General features: G+C 67.6%; 13 protein-coding genes and 1 pseudogene. 7 read left to right on the top strand and 7 right to left on the bottom strand.

The annotated features are described in order from the left end of the window. Nucleotides 1-45 precede the first annotated feature (45 nt). Genes U5A56_RS14135 through U5A56_RS14120 form a run of 4 tightly spaced genes read right to left on the bottom strand, consistent with a single transcriptional unit; the run spans nucleotide 46 to nucleotide 4,172 of the window. Entirely contained in the window at nucleotides 46-702 is a 657-nt protein-coding gene (locus tag U5A56_RS14135; RefSeq protein WP_044845749.1) for a methionine ABC transporter permease, read from the bottom strand. Continuing rightward, nucleotides 695-1,894, bottom strand: a complete 1,200-nt coding sequence (locus U5A56_RS14130) for a methionine ABC transporter ATP-binding protein (RefSeq protein WP_321797696.1) — start codon at nucleotides 1,892-1,894, stop codon at nucleotides 695-697. The genes U5A56_RS14135 and U5A56_RS14130 overlap by 8 nt, the downstream gene beginning before the upstream one ends. An 18-nt stretch (nucleotides 1,895-1,912) precedes the next feature. Then, a complete protein-coding gene (locus U5A56_RS14125) occupies nucleotides 1,913-3,331 on the bottom strand; it encodes an LLM class flavin-dependent oxidoreductase (protein ID WP_321922905.1) in 1,419 nt (472 codons plus the stop codon). Nucleotides 3,332-3,341: 10 nt separating this feature from the next. Next, entirely contained in the window at nucleotides 3,342-4,172 is an 831-nt protein-coding gene (locus U5A56_RS14120) for a MetQ/NlpA family ABC transporter substrate-binding protein (protein ID WP_321922903.1), read from the bottom strand. Between the two features lie 434 nt (nucleotides 4,173-4,606). On the opposite strand from U5A56_RS14120, the gene U5A56_RS14115 reads away from it, so the two are divergent. The 6 genes and pseudogenes from U5A56_RS14115 to U5A56_RS14090 all read left to right on the top strand — a co-directional run. Then, nucleotides 4,607-5,971 (top strand): 2-hydroxycarboxylate transporter family protein, encoded by a 1,365-nt coding sequence (locus U5A56_RS14115; RefSeq protein ID WP_124523783.1) that lies wholly within the window; start codon nucleotides 4,607-4,609, stop codon nucleotides 5,969-5,971. A gap of 160 nt (nucleotides 5,972-6,131) precedes the next feature. After that, nucleotides 6,132-8,018, top strand: coding sequence for a sensor histidine kinase (locus tag U5A56_RS14110; RefSeq protein WP_321922902.1), 1,887 nt, complete (start codon nucleotides 6,132-6,134; stop codon nucleotides 8,016-8,018). After that, on the top strand, nucleotides 8,008-9,369 hold the full coding sequence (locus U5A56_RS14105; protein ID WP_124530215.1) for a sigma-54-dependent transcriptional regulator: 1,362 nt from the start codon (nucleotides 8,008-8,010) through the stop codon (nucleotides 9,367-9,369). The genes U5A56_RS14110 and U5A56_RS14105 overlap by 11 nt, the downstream gene beginning before the upstream one ends. Nucleotides 9,370-9,394: 25 nt before the next feature. Beyond that, the gene (locus tag U5A56_RS14100; RefSeq protein ID WP_321922901.1) at nucleotides 9,395-9,724 is read left to right on the top strand and encodes a DUF3579 domain-containing protein; all 330 of its coding nucleotides are present in this window, start codon (nucleotides 9,395-9,397) and stop codon (nucleotides 9,722-9,724) included. Nucleotides 9,725-9,983: 259 nt separating this feature from the next. Beyond that, nucleotides 9,984-10,835: an alpha/beta fold hydrolase gene (locus tag U5A56_RS14095; protein WP_044845756.1), complete on the top strand. Its 852-nt coding sequence runs from the start codon at nucleotides 9,984-9,986 to the stop codon at nucleotides 10,833-10,835. Between the two features lie 214 nt (nucleotides 10,836-11,049). Continuing rightward, nucleotides 11,050-11,196, top strand: a pseudogene (locus U5A56_RS14090) (LysR family transcriptional regulator); the annotation flags it as partial. A 63-nt stretch (nucleotides 11,197-11,259) separates the two neighbouring features. Here the strand turns inward: U5A56_RS14090 and U5A56_RS14085 are convergent. After that, on the bottom strand, nucleotides 11,260-11,691 hold the full coding sequence (locus U5A56_RS14085) for a Tautomerase enzyme (protein WP_321797711.1): 432 nt from the start codon (nucleotides 11,689-11,691) through the stop codon (nucleotides 11,260-11,262). A 127-nt stretch (nucleotides 11,692-11,818) separates the two neighbouring features. Between U5A56_RS14085 and U5A56_RS14080 the strand changes: the two genes are divergently transcribed. Further along, nucleotides 11,819-12,415: a TetR/AcrR family transcriptional regulator gene (locus tag U5A56_RS14080; RefSeq protein WP_044845759.1), complete on the top strand. Its 597-nt coding sequence runs from the start codon at nucleotides 11,819-11,821 to the stop codon at nucleotides 12,413-12,415. Nucleotides 12,416-12,512: 97 nt separating this feature from the next. Here U5A56_RS14080 and opcM read toward each other — a convergent pair whose 3' ends face one another. Beyond that, complete coding sequence (gene opcM, locus U5A56_RS14075) at nucleotides 12,513-14,048, bottom strand: multidrug efflux transporter outer membrane subunit OpcM (protein WP_321922899.1); 1,536 nt, start codon at nucleotides 14,046-14,048, stop codon at nucleotides 12,513-12,515. 10 nt (nucleotides 14,049-14,058) lie between these two features. Continuing rightward, a complete protein-coding gene (gene ceoB, locus U5A56_RS14070; protein ID WP_321922897.1) occupies nucleotides 14,059-17,259 on the bottom strand; it encodes a multidrug efflux RND transporter permease subunit CeoB in 3,201 nt (1,066 codons plus the stop codon). Nucleotides 17,260-17,302 lie beyond the last annotated feature (43 nt).

The following is a 17,302-nucleotide window of genomic DNA, read 5'->3' as shown; positions in this document are numbered from 1 at the left end:
TCTCTCAGGGTCTTCAATGAAAAGAGCCGGCGCTCGTGGCGCCGCTCAGGTACGCCGGGTCACGCGTCGGACCAGGCGGTCGCCCGTGATTTGCACGGCCGAAACGAGTGCGATCAGGATCACGATCACGGTCACCATGACCGTGGTGTCGAAACGCTGATAGCCATAGCGGATCGCGAGATCGCCGAGCCCACCCGCGCCGACTGCGCCCGCCATCGCGGTCGAGCCGATCAGCGCGACGACGGTGATCGTGAAACCGCCGAGCATGCCGGGCAACGCCTCCGGCAACAGCACGTGCCACACGATGTGGCGGCGTTTCGCGCCCATCGCGAGCGCGGCCTCGATCAGCCCGCGATCGACTTCGCGCAGGCTCACTTCCGCAATCCGCGCGAAGAATGGAATCGCCGCGATCGACAGCGGCACGACGGCCGCCCACACGCCGATCGTCGTGCCGATCAGCACGCGCGTGAACGGCAGCAGCGCGACGAGCAGGATGATGAACGGTGTCGAGCGGAACACGTTGACGAGCGCGCCGAGCACCGCGTTCAGGCCACGCCGCGCGTAAATGCCGCCGGGCGCGGTCGTCACCAGGATCACCGCGAGCGGGATGCCGATCAGCGCGGCGATCGCGGCCGACGCGGCGACCATCGACAGCGTGTCGCGGATCGCGTCGAGCAGTTCGGGCCACCAGAGTTCAAACATAGCCGAGCACCTCCGCATGATTCGCGTGGCGGCGCGCGCGCTCGAGCAACGCGGCGACCGCGCCGCCGCGTGCCGGCGGGTGGCCGGCGTCGTCCGCGCGCGGCGACGCCGCGATCACGAGGCGGCCCTGCGCATGCCCCTGAATGCGCTCGATCCCGCCGTGCAGGAAGCGCACCGAGCCGCCGAGCGCCGCCGCGAGCGCGCCGACGTCCGGCTCGCCGCCGCTTTCGCCCGTATAACGGACGTCCAGCACGACTTGCGCGCCGTCGGGCAGCGCGGCCAGCTCGGGCAACGGCTGCACGCGCGCGGCGAGTTCGGCCGGCAGGTCGTGCACGAGCGTGCTGAGCAGCGCGCGCGTCGCGCCGTGACGCGGATCGCCGAACACGCGCCACACCGGGCCCGTTTCGACGACCTCGCCCTGTTCGATCACCGCGACCGTGTCGCACACCGCGCGGATCACTTCCATCTCGTGCGTGATCAGCACGATCGTCAGTCCGAGGCGGCGGTTGATGTCGGCGAGCAGCGCGAGGATCGATTGCGTCGTCTCGGGGTCGAGCGCCGACGTCGCCTCGTCGCACAGCAGCACCTCCGGGTCGTGCACCAGCGCCCGCGCGATGCCGACGCGCTGCTTCTGGCCGCCCGACAGGCTCGCCGGATACGCGTCGCGTTTCGCGGCCAGCCCGACGAGATCGAGCAGCGCCTCGGCCTTGCGCGTGCGCTCGGCCTTCGGCACGCCGGCGATCTTCAGCGGCAGCGCGACGTTCTCGAACACCGTCTTCGCCGACAGCAGGTTGAAATGCTGGAACACCATGCCGGTGCGACGCCGCAGCGCGACGAGCCCGTCCTCGTCGAGCGCGCCGACGTCGACGCCCTGCACGCGCACGCTGCCCGAACTCGGACGTTCGAGGCCGTTCACGAGCCGCAGCAGCGTCGACTTGCCGGCACCGCTGCGGCCGATGATGCCGAACACCTCGCCGCGCCGCACGTCGAGCGTCACGTCGCGCAGCGCGGCGGCCTGGCCGCGCGGCGTCGCGAACACCTTGCCGACGTGTGCGAACGACACGGCGGCGGCGCCGTCGGCCCGCGCGGCCGCTGCGTTACGCGAATCATGCGCGTCATGCACGTCCGCACCCGCACCGGCCCGCACCGCCGATGCCTCGATGAAACCCAGCGTATCGAACAATTGCGTCATCGCTTCGCTCCGTCACGTTCACGCATGCGCGGGATGCGCGGGTTCGGGCGCCGGCACGGCGGCCGGCCGGTGCTGTGCGCCCGTGTGCCACGCGGGCAGCCGCGCGCCGGCGCCGAACAGCTTCTCGCGCAGCGTCGGCGCGGGATCGTAGTCTTCCTTGTAGATGCCGCGGTTCTGCAGCTCGGGCACGACCCAGTCGACGAAATCCGCGAACGACTCGGGCATCACGGTGCGCGTCAGGTTGAAACCGTCGATGCCCGTCTCGTCGATCCACGACTGCAGTTCGTCCGCGACCTGCGACGGCGAGCCGACGATCGGCGCATAGCGGCCGCCGAGCGACATCTGTTCGAGCATCCGGCGCACGGTCCACGTGCCGGTCGTGCTCTTGCGCGAGATCGCGTCGACGGCCGACTGGATCGAATCGGTCTTCACGTACGAGATCGGCTCGTCGAGGCCGTACTTCGCGAAGTCGATGCCGGTCGAGCTCGCGAAATGCGCGAGGCCGGCTTCCGGGCTCGCATAGCGCCGGTATTCGTCGAACTTCTCGCGCGCGAGCCGCTCGGTTTCGGCGGTCACGACGCTCACGCCCGCGAAAATCTTGATCGATGCGGGATCGCGGCCCTGCCGCGCGGCGGCTGCGCGAATATCCAGCGCCGCCGCGCGCGCCGCGGCCTTGCTCTGCCCGTTCACGAACACGCACTCCGCATGCCGCCCCGCGAACTCGACGCCGCGCGCGGACGAGCCGGCCTGGTACAGCACCGGCGTGCGCTGCAGCGACGGCTCGCTCAGGTGGATCGCGTCGACCGAATAGAACGGCCCGTCGTGCTTCACGCGCCGCACCTTGCCCGGCTGCGCGAACACGCGCGCCTGCGCGTCGCGGATCACCGCGTCGTCGTCCCAGCTCTGTTCCCACAGCTTGTAGACGACGTCCATGTAGTCGTCCGCGCGTTCGTAGCGGTCGTCGTGGCCGATCTGCTGTGCGAGGCCCATCCCGCGCGCGGCGCTGTCGAGATAGCCGGTCACGATGTTCCAGCCGATACGCCCCTTCGTCAGGTGATCGAGCGTCGACATGCGGCGCGCGAACAGGTAAGGCGGCTCGTAGGTCAGGTTCGCGGTCACGCCGAAGCCGAGATGTTGCGTGACCTGCGCCATTGCGGGCACGAGCAGCAGCGGATCGTTGACGGGTACCTGCACCGATTCGCGCAGTGCGGCGTCCGGGCCGCCGCCGAACACGTCGTACACGCCGACGATGTCCGCGAGAAAGATCCCGTCGAACTTGCCGCGTTCGAGCGTCCTCGCGAGATCGGCCCAGTAGTCCAGATCGGTGTAGTGCGCGGAGCGGTCGCGCGGATGCGTCCACAACCCGTGGTTGATGTGCCCGACGCAGTTCATGTTGAACGCGTTGAGCAGGATCTTCTTGCGGTTCGCCGTCGTCATGTCGCCTCCGTCACCACGCGATCGCGTACAGCGAGCCGAACGCGTTGTCGAGCGCACGGCGCACCGCCGGCGAATGCTGGTAGATCGCGATGAACTTGCGGATGCGCGCGTCGTTCACGCTCTCGGGCCGCACGACCCACTGGATCGCGAAGTTCTTGTTCTCGGTGCCGTCGAACAGCAGCGCGCTGTTCGGATCGGTCGTGCCTGCGAGCTTGATGAAGCTCGGATAGCCCTGCGCGAGGTCGACGTCGTCGAGCGAGCGCGCGAGCTGCGACGCTTCGGGCGGGATGATCTTCAGGTGTTTCGGGTTGGACACGATGTCGTGCGTCGTCGCGCGGTAGTCGGCGCCCGGCTTCAGCGTGATGAGGCCCGCGCGCTGCAGCAGCAGCAGCCCGCGCCCGCCGTTCACCGGGTCGTTCGCGATCGCGACACGCGCGCCGTCCTTCAGCTCATCGAAGCGCTTCACCTTCTTCGAGTAGAGGCCGATCTTCATGATCGTGCCCGGCGCGATCGACACGAAGTTGTAACCGCCCTGCTTCTTCGCGTTCTCGAGAAACGGGATGTGCTGGAAGTAGTTGACGTCGATGTCCTTGTTCGCGAGCGCCGCGTTTGGCGTATTCCAGTCGGTGAACTCGACGATCTTCACGTCTAGGCCCTGCTCCTTCGCTTCCTTCGCGGCAATCTTCAGCGCGTCGATCTGCGGGCTCGTCGAGATGCCGACCTTCAGCGGCGCGGTGTCGGCACGGGCGCCGTTCAGCATCAGGACACCGAGCAGCGTGGCTGCCAGCAGGCGGGCCACGCGGCCGGAGGAAAAGCGGGCGGAAAAAACGGCATGCAGCATGGGAACCACTCTCCTGTCCAAAGACGGTATCGACGGATGAGCGGCGCCGCGGCGAACGCGCGGGCGTTCTCCGGACAGTCGTCGTCACATCGGAAAAAGATCAGCCGATGATAGAGAGCGGCAGGAAGGCGGTCTACGAAGCGATTGTGCGAAGAAAATCGCGTGCGGCGATATGGCGCCAGGGCGCGCGTCCGATGCGCGGGCGGGCGCCAGGCCGGCCATCGGGCCGAAATCTCGGCCTGCCCGCCGGGCGAATTCCGAAATCTCGGCCAGCCGGGTGCTGCCATCCTTTCCACAGACGAAACAAAATCCTTATAAATCAATGCACTAAAAATATTCCGGCAGGCCGGAATGCTTGGCACGGGGGTTGCATTAATAGACGCCACACGATGCCGCGTAGCAATGCGGGCATTCCAAACATCAGGAGACACGTCTTGCAGACCTCAATCCCCACCCAATCCCGTCCGGAGGCACTTGCCGAAGCCGGTCCCGCCACGCGCACACGCTTCTGGCCGGAAGGCTGGTGGAAGCTGATGGAAATCCGCATCGGCATCATCCCGCTGCCGGTCTACGTGATCCTGTTCGGGCTGATCGTCGGCTTCGCGGTGACGGGCAAGGTGCCCGGCGAGATCTCGATGGCGATCGCCGTGCTCGCGTTCTTCGGCTTCACCTGCGCAGAACTCGGCAAGCGCCTGCCGCTCTTGCGCAACATCGGCGCGGCCGCGATCTTCGCGACCTTCGTGCCGTCGGCGCTCACCTACTACCACGTGCTGCCGAAGCCGGTGCTGAACCTCACCGTCGAGTTCACGAAGTCGACCAACTTCCTGTACCTGTTCATCGCGTCGATCATCGTCGGCAGCATCCTGAGCATGGACCGGCGCGTGCTGATCCAGGGCTTCGTGAAGATCTTCATTCCGCTCGCCGCCGGTTCGGTCGCGGCCGCGATCGTCGGCACGGCGGTCGGCACCGCGCTCGGCCTCGGCGCGCGCCACACGCTGCTGTACATCGTCGTGCCGATCATGGCGGGCGGCGTCGGCGAAGGTGCGATTCCGCTGTCGATCGGCTATTCGGAACTGATGCACCTGCCGCAGGGCGAGATGTTCGCGATGGTGCTGCCGCCGGTGATGCTCGGCAGCCTGACCGCGATCATCCTGTCGGGCGCGCTCGACATGCTCGGCAAGCGCCTGCCGCACCTGACCGGCAACGGTCGCCTGCAGGTCGGCGAAAGCGGCGACATGACGCCGGAAAGCGAGGAGATCCGCGGCCACGTCGACGTCACGCACATCGCGGGCGCCGGCATCACGGCGATCACGCTGTACCTCGTCGGCCTGATGGCGCACAAGCTGTTCGGCCTGCCCGCGCCGGTCGCGATGCTGTTCCTCGCGGTGCTGGTGAAGCTCGCGCGCGCGGTGTCGCCGCCGCTGCAGGAAGGCGCGTTCGTCGTCTACAAGTTCTTCTCGACCGCCGTCACGTATCCGCTGCTGTTCGCGATCGGCGTCGCGATGACGCCGTGGGACAAGCTGACCGCCGCCTTCACGATCGTCAACGTCGTCACGATCGTGTCGACCGTCGCGACGCTGATGGGCACCGGTTTCGTGGTCGGCCGCCTGCTGAAGATGTACCCTATCGACACCGCAATCGTGAACGCCTGCCACAGCGGGCAAGGCGGCACCGGCGACGTCGCGATCCTGACCGCCGCGAACCGGATGCAGCTGATGCCGTTCGCGCAGATCGCCACGCGCATCGGCGGCGCGATCGTCGTCACCGTGACGCTGATCCTGGTCGCGCACTTCGGATGACGCGCCGCTGCGCGCACCGTCGCGCAGGCTGCTTCGCACGCGCCGCCGCCGGCTTTGCCGGCGCGCGGCGCGCGTCGTTGTGGCGGGGCGTTTGGGACGGCCGGCGTTGCGGACGGCCGGTCTCGGACGGCCGGTCTCGGACGACCGGTTGCGGGCATCGATGAGGGCGAACGTGCAGAAGAGCTTCAAGGGAATCCCGTGGTGGGGCTGGGCGTCGGCCGCCGTGCTGTATGTCGGCGTGGCGGGCGCGGCCGTCGATTTCGCGTGGGAACGCGCGATCGATGCGCTCGAGGAAACCGGCGCGCACCGGCTCGACCTGTACGCGTCGAGCCTCAAGAGCGAACTCGGCCGCTTCGAGATCCTGCCCGGCCTGGTCGCCCGGCAAGACGGCGTGCGCGCGCTGCTGCGGGCCGCGCCGCACGATCGGCCCGCGCTCGCGCGCACGGTGGACACGTATCTCGAAGCCGTGAACCGCGATGCGGGCAGCGGCGCCGTCGACGTGATCGACCTGCAGGGCGAAGTGATCGCCGCCAGCAACTGGAACGAGACGATCAGCTTCGTCGGCACCAACGTGTCGTACCGGCCGTACTTCAAGGATGCCCTGGCGCACGGCAGCGGCCGCTTCTTCGGGATCGGCACCAACACCGGCGTGCCGGGCGTCTATTTCGCGAGCGCGGTGCGCGACGGTGGCGTGCCGATCGGCGCGGCGGCCGTGAAGATCAGCGTCGACCCGCTCGAATCCGCGTGGCGCGCGCCGGGCGTCGCCGCGATGGTGGTCGACGGCAACGGCGTGGTCGTGATCTCGACCGAGCCGGCGTGGAAGTTCACCGCGCTGCGCCCGATCACCGCGCAGCAGCAGCGCGACATCCAGGCGTCGCGGCAATACGCGGGCCGCACGGTCGACATGCTGCCCTACCGCCACCTCGGCGACCGCAGCGCCGCCGCATGGTTCGGCACGTTCCCCGATCCGCGTCACGCCGGCCGCAGCACGCGCTATCTCGTGATGTCGCGGCCCGCGCCGCAGGCCGGTGATTCGCTGATGGTGCTGCTCGACATCGCCGGCGCGCGGCGCCAGCAGCAGACCGCGTTCGCGTTCGTCACCGGCGCGTTCCTGATCGCCGCGCTGCTGGCCGGCTACGCGATCCAGCGGCGCCGGGCGATCGTCGCGCGGCTGAACGCGCAGGATGCGCTGCGCCGCGCGAACGACCGGCTCGAGCTGACCGTCGCGCAACGCACGGCCGCGCTGACGGCGGCGAACGAGCGGATGCAGCGCGAGATCGTCGAGCGCGAGCGCACCGAGCAGCGGCTGCGCGATTCACAACAGGAAGTCGTGCACGCGGGCAAGCTCGCGGTGCTCGGGCAGATGGCCGCGGGCCTCACGCACGAGCTGAACCAGCCGCTCGTCGCGATCCGCACGCTGTGCGACAACGCGCGCACGTTCTTCGAGCGCGGCCAGCCGGCACCGGCGTATGCGAATCTCGAACGGATCGGCAAGCTGGTCGACGGCATGGCCGTGCTCACCGGCGAGCTGAAGACCTTCGCGCGCAAGCCCGACGTCGAGCGCGTCGCCGTGTCGCTGAACGAGGCCGTCGCGCATGCGCGCCTCATCTACGATGCGCGGATCCGCGACGAAGGCGTGCAGCTCGACGTGAACATCGCGCCCGGCACGACGGTGTCCGCGGAATCGAGCCAGTTGCAGCAGGTGATCGTGAACCTGCTCGGCAACGCGCTCGACGCGGTGCACGACGCGCCGGTGCGGCGCATCGTGATCGAAGCCGCCGGGCCGGACGACGCCGGCCGCGTGCGTTTCTCGGTGGCCGACAGCGGCGCGGGCATCGCGCCCGACGTGCTGCCGCACCTGTTCGAGCCGTTCGTCACGACCAAGCCGCGCGGCCAGGGCCTCGGGCTCGGCCTCGCGATCACGTCGCGCATCGTCGAGGCGTTCGGCGCGAAGATCGCCGCGACGAACCGCGACGAAGGCGGCGCGCAGTTCAGTATCGAATTCGCGGCGGCGACGCCGCAACAGAGGATAGAGCATGGAAGATGAGATTCGCGTGCTGGTCGTCGAGGACGATGAAAACGTCCGGATCGGCGTCGAGCAGGCCGTCGCGCTCGCCGGGTTCCCGGTCGACGCATTCGCTTCGGCCGCCGACGCGCTCGCGCACGTCGCGCCCGGCGCCCCCGTCGTGATCGTGTCGGACGTGCGGATGCCGGGCATCGACGGGCTGCAGCTGCTCGAACGCGTGATGGCCGTCGATGCGCAGATTCCGGTCGTGCTGATCAGCGGCCATGCGGACATTTCGACGGCCGTCGGCGCGATGCAGGACGGCGCGTACGACTTCATCGAGAAGCCGTTCTCGTCGGACGTGATCGCGGGGCGCGTCGCGCGCGCGGTCGAGAAGCGCCGCCTGACGCTCGAGGTGCAGGGGCTGCGCGCGGCACTGAACAACTGGCAGGGCATCGAGGCGTTCGTGCTCGGCAAGTCGCCCGCGATGGCCGACGTGCGCAAGAAGATCCTGCGCCTCGCCGATACGTCGGTGTCGGTGCTGATCACCGGCGAGACGGGCACCGGCAAGGAACTGATCGCACGCAGCCTGCACGACTTCGGCGGACGGCGCGACGCGCATTTCGTTGCGCTGAATTGTGGCGGCCTGCCCGAGCAGGTGTTCGAGAGCGAGTTGTTCGGCCATGAGGCCGGCGCATTCACCGGCGCGATCAAGAAACGCATCGGCAAGATCGAATGGGCGCACGGCGGCACGCTGTTCCTCGACGAGATCGAGACGATGCCGATTCCGCTGCAGATCAAGATGTTGCGCGTGCTGCAGGAGCGCGTGGTCGAGCGGCTCGGCGCGAACGAGCTGATTCCGGTCGACTGCCGCGTGGTGGCCGCATCGAAGGCCGATCTCGCCGAACTCGCGGCCGACGGGCGCTTCCGCGCGGACTTGCTGTATCGGCTCAACGTCGCGCAGATCGAGCTGCCGCCGTTGCGCGAGCGGCGCGAGGACGTGCCGCTGCTGTTCGAGCATTTCGTGCTCGCGGCCGCACGGCGCTTCGGGCAGCCGGCGCCGGTCGTCACGGCTGCGCAGGTGTCCGAACTGATGACGCATGCATGGCCCGGCAACGTGCGCGAATTGCAGAACGTGGCCGATCGCTTCGTGCTCGGGTTGACCGGCGACAGCCTGTTGTCGTCCGGCGGCGCGCCGGCGGCCGGCGGCACGCTTGCCGAGCAGATGGCGTATTTCGAGCGGATGCTGATCGAAGACATGCTGCGGCGTCACAACGGCAACGTGGCGGACGCGAGCGTCGCGCTCGGCATGCCGAAGAAGACGCTTTATCACAAGCTGCGCAACCTGCGGATTCCCGCGCGCGGCGACGCGGCGGCCGACGGCGGCGAATGACGCGAACGAGGATACGCAGAACAGCATGGATCGCATCGACATCACCGAACACGGCCGCATCACCGGCCACCTGATCCGCGGCGTCACGCGCGCGCAGAAAACCTTCCGACCGAGCGGCTGGCCCGAGCGCCTCGCGGGTGTCATCACGCTGTTCGTCGGCGAGCGGCGGCCCGGCTATCCGTGCGCGCTGTCGCGGCTTGCGATGCCGGTCGTCGATGGGGGCGCCAAATGCCTGTTCGTGTCGGACGAATTGCGCGACGTATGCGCCGACGCGTTCGACTTCGCGATGCAGTTCGCCGCCGACAACGACCTTCCCGTCGAGCTTCAGACCGCGCCCGCGCTGGCGGTGCGGTGATGCGCGGGTCGCGTTCGGCGGCCCTTTCTCCCGTTTCCCCCCGCTCAGATGCGCGCCTGCGCAGGCGTTCGCACGTGCTTTCAGCCGTCAAATAAATCATCAGACGATTTGAGCCTTCGGCACTTCCCCACGCTGCGACAAGGGTTTTCAGCCGAGCCATCAATAAAATTGATCGTCACGATGAAAATTATGCGTTTTCCTTGCAGCTTGCCGTGAGGCATAGTTGCGACGTGATGACGCACCCATTGAGTTTTCAGTCATGAACATGCGAATCGAGCCTTCGGTGCTCGCGAACCCCGACCTGCAATTTGCGACGCTTTCGTCAGGCATCAGCCTGCCGTATGTCGAGCGGGGCAGCGGCGCGCCGATGGTCTTCGTGCACGGATCGTTGTGCGACTACCGTTACTGGGATCCGCAACTCGCGTCGTTGTCGGCCCACTACCGCTGCATCGCGCCGAGCCTGAGCCATTACTGGCCGGCCGTCGAGGCGGGCATCCAGGACGAGTTCAGCTGGCAGAACCACGTCGACGAGCTCGCCGAATTCATCGACGCGCTCGATCTCGGCCCCGTGCATCTCGTCGGCCACTCGCGTGGCGGCAGCGTCGCGTTCAACGTCGCGCGCCAGCATCCGCAGCTCGTCGACACGCTGACGCTCGCCGATCCGGGCGGCCCGCTACAACAGCCGGGCGTGCGCGAAGCCGCGCTGCCGGCCGCCGCGATCGCCCTGCGCACGCAGGCCGTGAACCTGATCGGGCAAGGCGAAGTGGAAGCCGGCCTCGAAATGTTCGTCGACTCGGTGAGCCTGCCCGGCGCATGGAAGAAGAGCACGTCGCGCTTTCGCACGATGGCGATCGACAATGCGAGCACGCTGCCGAAGCAGCTGCAGGATCCGCTGCCCGCGTATTCGCAGCACACGGCATCGGATATCGCATGCCGCACGCTGCTGATCGACGGCCAGCGCAGCCCGAAGATGTTCCGCAACAACGTCGACACGCTGTCGCAGTGGATCGGCGATGCTCAACGGCAGACCGTCGCCGGTGCGTCGCACGGGATGAACGCCGCGAGCCCCGCGGTGTTCAACCGTTACGTGCACGAGTTCGTCGCCGCGTAACGCTCGCGGGCGGCATTCGGTCCGCCCGTCACTTCCCGTCACTTCCCGCCCCTTTCCTGAACGAAGCGATACGGGCTGCCCCGCATCGCTTCGCCCGCCTCCGCGTCAAACGATCGGTTCGGGCTTGCGCGTCACCGCATCCGACAACCCGAACACGCTGTCGAACGACCAGTTGTACGCGAACGTGAAGATCGGGAAGAACACGATCAGCACGGACGGCGAACTCGCGCCGCTCGTGTTCGCGAACATCCGGAACGGGCTGCCGCCGCCCGTGTATCTGCGGCGGCCGAAACATACGGGGCTCGGCAAGGCAGCCAGCGAACTGATGCGGGCACTGCGGGCTGAAGGCAGTCACGGCTGACCGGTGCGGCGAATCATCGCCGCACCGTCGGTCAACGCTGGATGGTTTGACCGTTAGTTGCGGTTAATGCGAACCAGCCGCCGCACCCTGGATCGAATCGACGAGCGCAGCGTTGTCGTACCGTCGCCCGGCAATGCCCCATCCGCCGTCGACCGCATGCACGACATTCACCCAGATCTGCGCCGGCGTCAGCCGCCCGCCTGCGCGATGCAGCACGATCGCGGTCGCCCGTTCGACGAATTGCCGCTGCTTGTCGGGCGCCGCGAGCGCCACGGCCGGCAGCTTCAGCTCGACGAATGCCGCGGGCTCCGCGCGACCATTCACGAAGGTCCGGTGACGCGGCAGCACGTTGAGCGAGCCGATCACGTTCGGCGCCAGGAACGCATTCCCGGTCAGCCCTTCGACCTCCAGCAGCGCATCGGTCAGTTCGGCAAATACCGGCCCTTCGTCTTCCTGCGAGAAAACCCCTTCAGATACTGTCAGCGTAATCGGCATCGCACGTTCTCCAGGTCAGGTCATCGGAATCGTGACGTGATATAAATATCAGTCACTCTCTATACATTAGACACTGATCGCTCTCTATGCAAGCGATAAAGAGCGATCGCTCTGAAGCGAGCCTGTCATGCGTTATTCCGTCGAGCACAAGCACGAAACCCGCGCGCGCATTCTCGAGGCGGCGAGCCGCCTGTTCCGCCAGGAGGGCTATGGCGGCTCCGGCATCGGTCCGCTGACGAAGGCGGCGGGCGTCACCAACGGCGCGTTCTACGGGCATTTCAAATCGAAAGGCGAAGCGTTCCGCAGCGTGGTCCTCGCCGGTCTCGACCAACTCCGGCAAGGCGTCGCGATCTTCAAGGCCGAGCATGGCGCGCGCTGGCGGCGTCCGTTCGTGTCGTTCTATCTCGGGCCGCGGCGCACCTGCGCGCTCGGCGAAAGCTGTGCGCTGCCGAGCCTGTCGCCCGAAGTGATGCGCGCCGACGACGACACGCGCGACGCCTATGAACAGGCGTTGCGGCAGATCGTCGACGAAGTGTCGTCCGGGCTCGGCGACGCCCCCGACGACGATCGCGCGATCGCGTTCCTCGCGCTGCTGACGGGCGGCGTCACGCTCGCGCGTGCAGTGCGCGATCCCGAACTGGCGCAGCGCATCGCCGATGCGGTCGGCCGCTACGCGGTGGTGATCGCCGAACGCACGGATGTGAAGCCCGAACAGCAGGCATAACGCACGGCCAATAAAAAACCCCGATCCGCGTTGCCACGGAATCGGGGTTCTTCTTCGATCAGCCACCTGCTCGAACGGCCCCTGGCGGGCCGCTGCTTCAACGCGCGGCGACTTCCGCCTTGACGGACGCCGCATCGCCGACCGCCGCCGGCACCGCACCCCACCCGCCGCCCAGCGCGCGAATCAGGTTCACGGTCGACACGGCCTGCGCCCCGGTCAGCTGGTTCGCCTGCAACTGCGACTGCAGCACCGACCGTTCGCTGTCGATCACGTCGAGATAGGCCACTTCGCCTTCCTGATACTGCGTCCGCGACAGCGTCGCCGCACGGCGCGACGCATTGACGGCCGCATCCTGCGCGCGAATCTGGTCGTCGAGCAGACGCAGATCGGCGAGATTGTCCTCGACCTCGCGGAACGCGACGAGCACCTGCTGCCGGTAGTTCGCGACCTGCTCGTCGTACTGCGCGCGCGCCTGCTGCACGCCGGCCGCCCGCCGCCCGCCGTCGAACAGCGGCAGCGTCAGCGCGGTGCCGGCGAACGGCCCGAGCAGGAACGTGCGGCTCGACCACATGAACAGGTTGCCGAGCGTCGACGCCTCATAGCCGAACGCGCCCGTGATATCGAGCTTCGGGAAGTACGCCGACTTCGCGAGACCGATCCGCGCGTTCGCGGCCGCCATCGCGCGCTCGGCCGCCGACACGTCCGGGCGGCGTTCGAGCAATGCCGACGGCAGACCCGGCGGGACCTTCACCGCGACCGGCACGATCGGCGTTTCCTTGAACGCGAAGTCCGCGGGCGCCTTGCCGAGCAGGATCGCGAGCGCATGCTCGGACGCCGCGCGCCGGCGCGCGACGCCGACCGCATCGGCCTGCGCGGTTGCCAGCTCGTTCTTCGCGCGCGACACGTCGAGCTCGCTGATGTCGCCTTCGTTGAAGCGGCGCTGTACGAGCTTCAGCGCCTGGTCACGCAGTTCGACCGTGCGGCGGTACAGGTCCTGGTCCGAGTCGAGCTGGCGCAGTTCGAAGTAGTTCTGCGCGACGTCCGCCTGCAGCGCGAGCTGCACCGAGCGGAACAGCGCCTCGCTCTGCGCCTGGTCGGCACGCGACGCCTCGACGTTGCGGCTCACGCGGCCGAACAGGTCAGCCTCGTACGACACCGTGCCCTGCGCGCGCCACAGCGTCGCGGTGGTCGGGCCCGTGCCCTGCGGCTGGAACTGCGACGCCGACGACAGCCCTTCGCGCGTCGGCCCGAACCCGGCGCCGACTTGCGGGAACCACTGCGAGCGCGCGGTGCGGGTCGCCGCACGCGCTTCCTCGACGCGCGCCGCCGCGGCCTTCAGGTTCTGGTTCGCGGCGAGCGCCTGCGACTCGAGCGAGTCGAGCACCGGATCGCCGAACACCTTCCACCATTCGCCGCGATGCTCGCCGTCCGCCGGTTCGGCGGTCTTCCACGTGCCGGCCTGTTCGCCGGCCGCGAGCGTCGGCGCTTCCTTGAACGCCGCGGGCGTCGACACGTCCGGGCGCTTGTAGTCGGGCCCCACCGCGCACGCGGCGAGCAGCGTCGCGAGCAGGGTGCTCGCGGCCGCCACCTTCGCGAAGCGCATCAGGCCATTCGTGTTGTGCATGTTGTCCATCTTGTTGTCCTCAAGCATCCGAAGCCGACGCACCGGAAGGCGACTCGCCATAGCCGGCCGAGTCCTTGCCCGCGACGTGGATCTTGCCGCCCGCCAGCGTGCGCAGCACGACGTAGAACACCGGCGTCAGCATCAGCCCGAACAGCGTCACGCCGAGCATCCCGAAGAACACCGCGACACCCATCGCATGGCGCATTTCCGAACCCGCACCGGTCGACGTGACGAGCGGCACGACGCCCATGATGAATGCGATCGACGTCATCAGGATCGGGCGCAGCCGCAGCCTGCTCGCCTCGATCGCGGCCTCGAGCGGCGTCCTGCCGTCGTGCTCCAGTTCACGTGCGAATTCGACGATCAGGATCGCGTTCTTCGCGGACAGCCCCACCAGCACCATCAAGCCGATCTGCGTGAAGATGTTGTTGTCGCCCTGCGTGAGCCACACACCCGTCAGCGCCGACAGAATGCTCATCGGCACGATCAGGATCACCGCGAGCGGCAGCGTCAGGCTTTCATACAGCGCGGCGAGCACGAGGAACACGAGCAGCACGCTGATCGGGAACACGTACATCGCCGAATCGCCTGCCAGGATCTGCTGGTACGTGAGGTCGGTCCATTCGAACCGCACGCCACGCGGCAGCGTTTCATGCGCGATACGCTCGATCGCCGCCTGTGCCTGACCCGACGAGAAGCCCGGCGCCGGGCCGCCGTTGATGTCGGCTGCGGTGTAGCCGTTGTAGCGCACGACCATTTCCGGGCCGAACGTCGGCGTCACCGTGACGAGCGACGACAGCGGCACCATTTCGCCACGGTCGTTGCGCGTCTTCAGCTGCAGGATGTCGTCCGCGCGCTGACGGAACGGTGCATCGGCCTGCACGCGCACCTGGTACACACGTCCGAAGCGGTTGAAGTCGTTCACGTACAGCGAGCCGAGATACACCTGCATCGTGTTGAACACGTCGGTGACCGGCACGCCGAGCTGCTTCGCCTTCACACGGTCGAGATCGACGTTGAGCTGCGGCACGTTGATCTGGTAGCTCGTGAACAGCGGGCCGAGTTCCGGCGCCTGCTGCGCGCGCTTGATGAAGTCGTTGGTCGCATCCGACAGCTTCGCGTAGCCGACCGCGCCGCGATCCTCGATCTGCATCTTGAACCCGCCGAGCGTGCCGAGGCCGAGCACCGGCGGCGGCGGGAACACCGCGACGAACGAATCCTTGATCGCACCGTACTGCTGGTTCAGCGCACCGGCGATCGCACCGGCCGACAGCGCCTTGCCGTGCCGCTCCGAGAACGGCTTCAGCGTGACGAACACGATGCCCGCGCTCGAACTGTTGGTGAAGCCGTTCACCGACAGCCCCGGGAACGCGACCGCGCTCTCGACGCCCGGCTGCTTCAGCGCGATCGAACCCATGTCGCGGATCACCTTCTCGGTGCGGTCGAGCGACGCGCCGTTCGGCAGCTGCGCGAACGCGATCAGGTATTCCTTGTCCTGCGCGGGCACGAAGCCGCCCGGCACGACCTTCGACACGAGCACGGTCGCACCCACCAGCACGAGGTACACGCCGAGCATCAGCGTCTTGCGCGACAGCACGCCGCGCACGCCGCGGCCGTAGTTCTCCGCGCCGCGATGGAACACCTTGTTGAAGCCGCGGAAGAAGCCGCCGAGCACGCGGTTCATCACGCGCGTGAGCCAGTCTTCCTTGTCGCCGTGGCCCTTCAGCAGGATCGCGGACAGCGCCGGCGACAGCGTCAGCGAGTTGAACGCCGAGATCACCGTCGAGATCGCGATGGTCATCGCGAACTGCTTGTAGAACTGGCCGGTCAGGCCCGACATGAACGCGAGCGGCACGAACACGGCGACGAGCGTCAGCGCGATCGCGATGATCGGCCCGCTCACTTCCTGCATCGCCTTGTAGGTCGCCGCCCGCGCGTTCATCCCGCTCTCGATGTTGCGCTCGACGTTCTCGACGACCACGATCGCATCGTCGACCACGATACCGATCGCGAGCACCATCCCGAACAGTGACAACGCGTTGATCGAATACCCGAACGCCAGCAGCAGCGAGAACGTGCCGATGATCGACACCGGCACCGCGATCAGCGGAATCAGCGACGCGCGCCAGGTCTGCAGGAACACGATCACGACGATCACGACCAGCGCGATCGCTTCGAGCAGCGTGTGCACCACGGCCTTGATCGACGAGCGCACGAACTGCGTCGGGTCATAGACGATCTTGTAGTCGACGCCGGCCGGCATGTCCTGCTTCAGCTCGGCCATCGTCTTGCGCACTTCGTCGGAGATCTGCAGCGAGTTCGCGCCCGGCGACTGGTTGATCGCCATCGCGACGGCCGGCTTGTTGTCGAGCAGCGAGCGCAGCCCGTATTCGGACGCGTCCAGCTCGATGCGCGCGATGTCGCGCAGATGCGTGACGCCGCCGTCCGGCGTCGTCTTCACGACGATGTCGCCGAACTCGTCTTCCGTCTGCAGACGGCCGCGCGCGTTCACCGACAGTTGCAGCGGCGTGCCGGGCAGCGACGGCGACGCGCCGATCACGCCGGCCGCGACCTGCACGTTCTGCTCGCGGATCGCCTGCACGACGTCCTCGGCCGACAGTCCGCGCTGCGCGACCTTCTGCGGATCGAGCCACACGCGCATCGCGTAGTCGCCCGAACCCCACAACTGCACCTGGCCGACGCCCTGGATCCGCGACAGGCGATCCTTCACGTTGATCAGCGCGTAGTTGCGCAGGTAGGTCATGTCGTAGCGGTTGTCCGGCGAGATCAGGTGGACCACCATCGTCAGCGTCGGCGAGCTCTTCACCGTGGTGATGCCGAGCCGCTGCACGTCTTCCGGCAGGCGCGGCAACGCCTGGTTCACGCGGTTCTGCACGAGCTGCGTGGCCTTGTCCGGATCGGTGCCGAGCTTGAACGTGACGGTGATCGTCATGTTGCCGTCGCTGTTCGCCTGAGACTGCATGTAGAGCATGTCCTCGACGCCGTTGATCTGCTCTTCCAGCGGCGACGCGACCGTCTCGGCGATCACTTTCGGGTTCGCGCCCGGATACTGCGCCTTCACGATCACGGAAGGCGGCACGACTTCCGGATACTCCGAAATCGGCAGCAGGAACATCGCGATCACCCCGCCGAGCAGGACGATCACCGATAGGACTCCTGCAAAGATCGGCCGGTCGATAAAGAATTTGGAAATGTTCATGGGTTGCTCTGTCTGGTTGAACGCGGAAATCGAAGCGGCGGGC

It is taken from the genome of Burkholderia sp. BCC1998, from assembly GCF_905339875.1.
Taxonomy (GTDB): Bacteria; Pseudomonadota; Gammaproteobacteria; order Burkholderiales; family Burkholderiaceae; genus Burkholderia.
This window is presented reverse-complemented; position numbering and strand designations above follow the sequence as displayed.

What these genes read in the sequence shown, in the direction of transcription:
- opcM (WP_321922899.1), bottom strand. Translation starts at nt 14,048, where the DNA reads ATGGACAACATGCACAACACGAATGGCCTGATGCGCTTCGCGAAGGTG.
- U5A56_RS14105 (WP_124530215.1), top strand. Translation starts at nt 8,008, where the DNA reads ATGGAAGATGAGATTCGCGTGCTGGTCGTCGAGGACGATGAAAACGTC.
- U5A56_RS14085 (WP_321797711.1), bottom strand. Translation starts at nt 11,691, where the DNA reads ATGCCGATTACGCTGACAGTATCTGAAGGGGTTTTCTCGCAGGAAGAC.
- U5A56_RS14130 (WP_321797696.1), bottom strand. Translation starts at nt 1,894, where the DNA reads ATGACGCAATTGTTCGATACGCTGGGTTTCATCGAGGCATCGGCGGTG.
- U5A56_RS14110 (WP_321922902.1), top strand. Translation starts at nt 6,132, where the DNA reads ATGAGGGCGAACGTGCAGAAGAGCTTCAAGGGAATCCCGTGGTGGGGC.
- U5A56_RS14080 (WP_044845759.1), top strand. Translation starts at nt 11,819, where the DNA reads ATGCGTTATTCCGTCGAGCACAAGCACGAAACCCGCGCGCGCATTCTC.
- U5A56_RS14125 (WP_321922905.1), bottom strand. Translation starts at nt 3,331, where the DNA reads ATGACGACGGCGAACCGCAAGAAGATCCTGCTCAACGCGTTCAACATG.
- U5A56_RS14095 (WP_044845756.1), top strand. Translation starts at nt 9,984, where the DNA reads ATGAACATGCGAATCGAGCCTTCGGTGCTCGCGAACCCCGACCTGCAA.
- U5A56_RS14100 (WP_321922901.1), top strand. Translation starts at nt 9,395, where the DNA reads ATGGATCGCATCGACATCACCGAACACGGCCGCATCACCGGCCACCTG.
- ceoB (WP_321922897.1), bottom strand. Translation starts at nt 17,259, where the DNA reads ATGAACATTTCCAAATTCTTTATCGACCGGCCGATCTTTGCAGGAGTC.
- U5A56_RS14120 (WP_321922903.1), bottom strand. Translation starts at nt 4,172, where the DNA reads ATGCTGCATGCCGTTTTTTCCGCCCGCTTTTCCTCCGGCCGCGTGGCC.
- U5A56_RS14135 (WP_044845749.1), bottom strand. Translation starts at nt 702, where the DNA reads ATGTTTGAACTCTGGTGGCCCGAACTGCTCGACGCGATCCGCGACACG.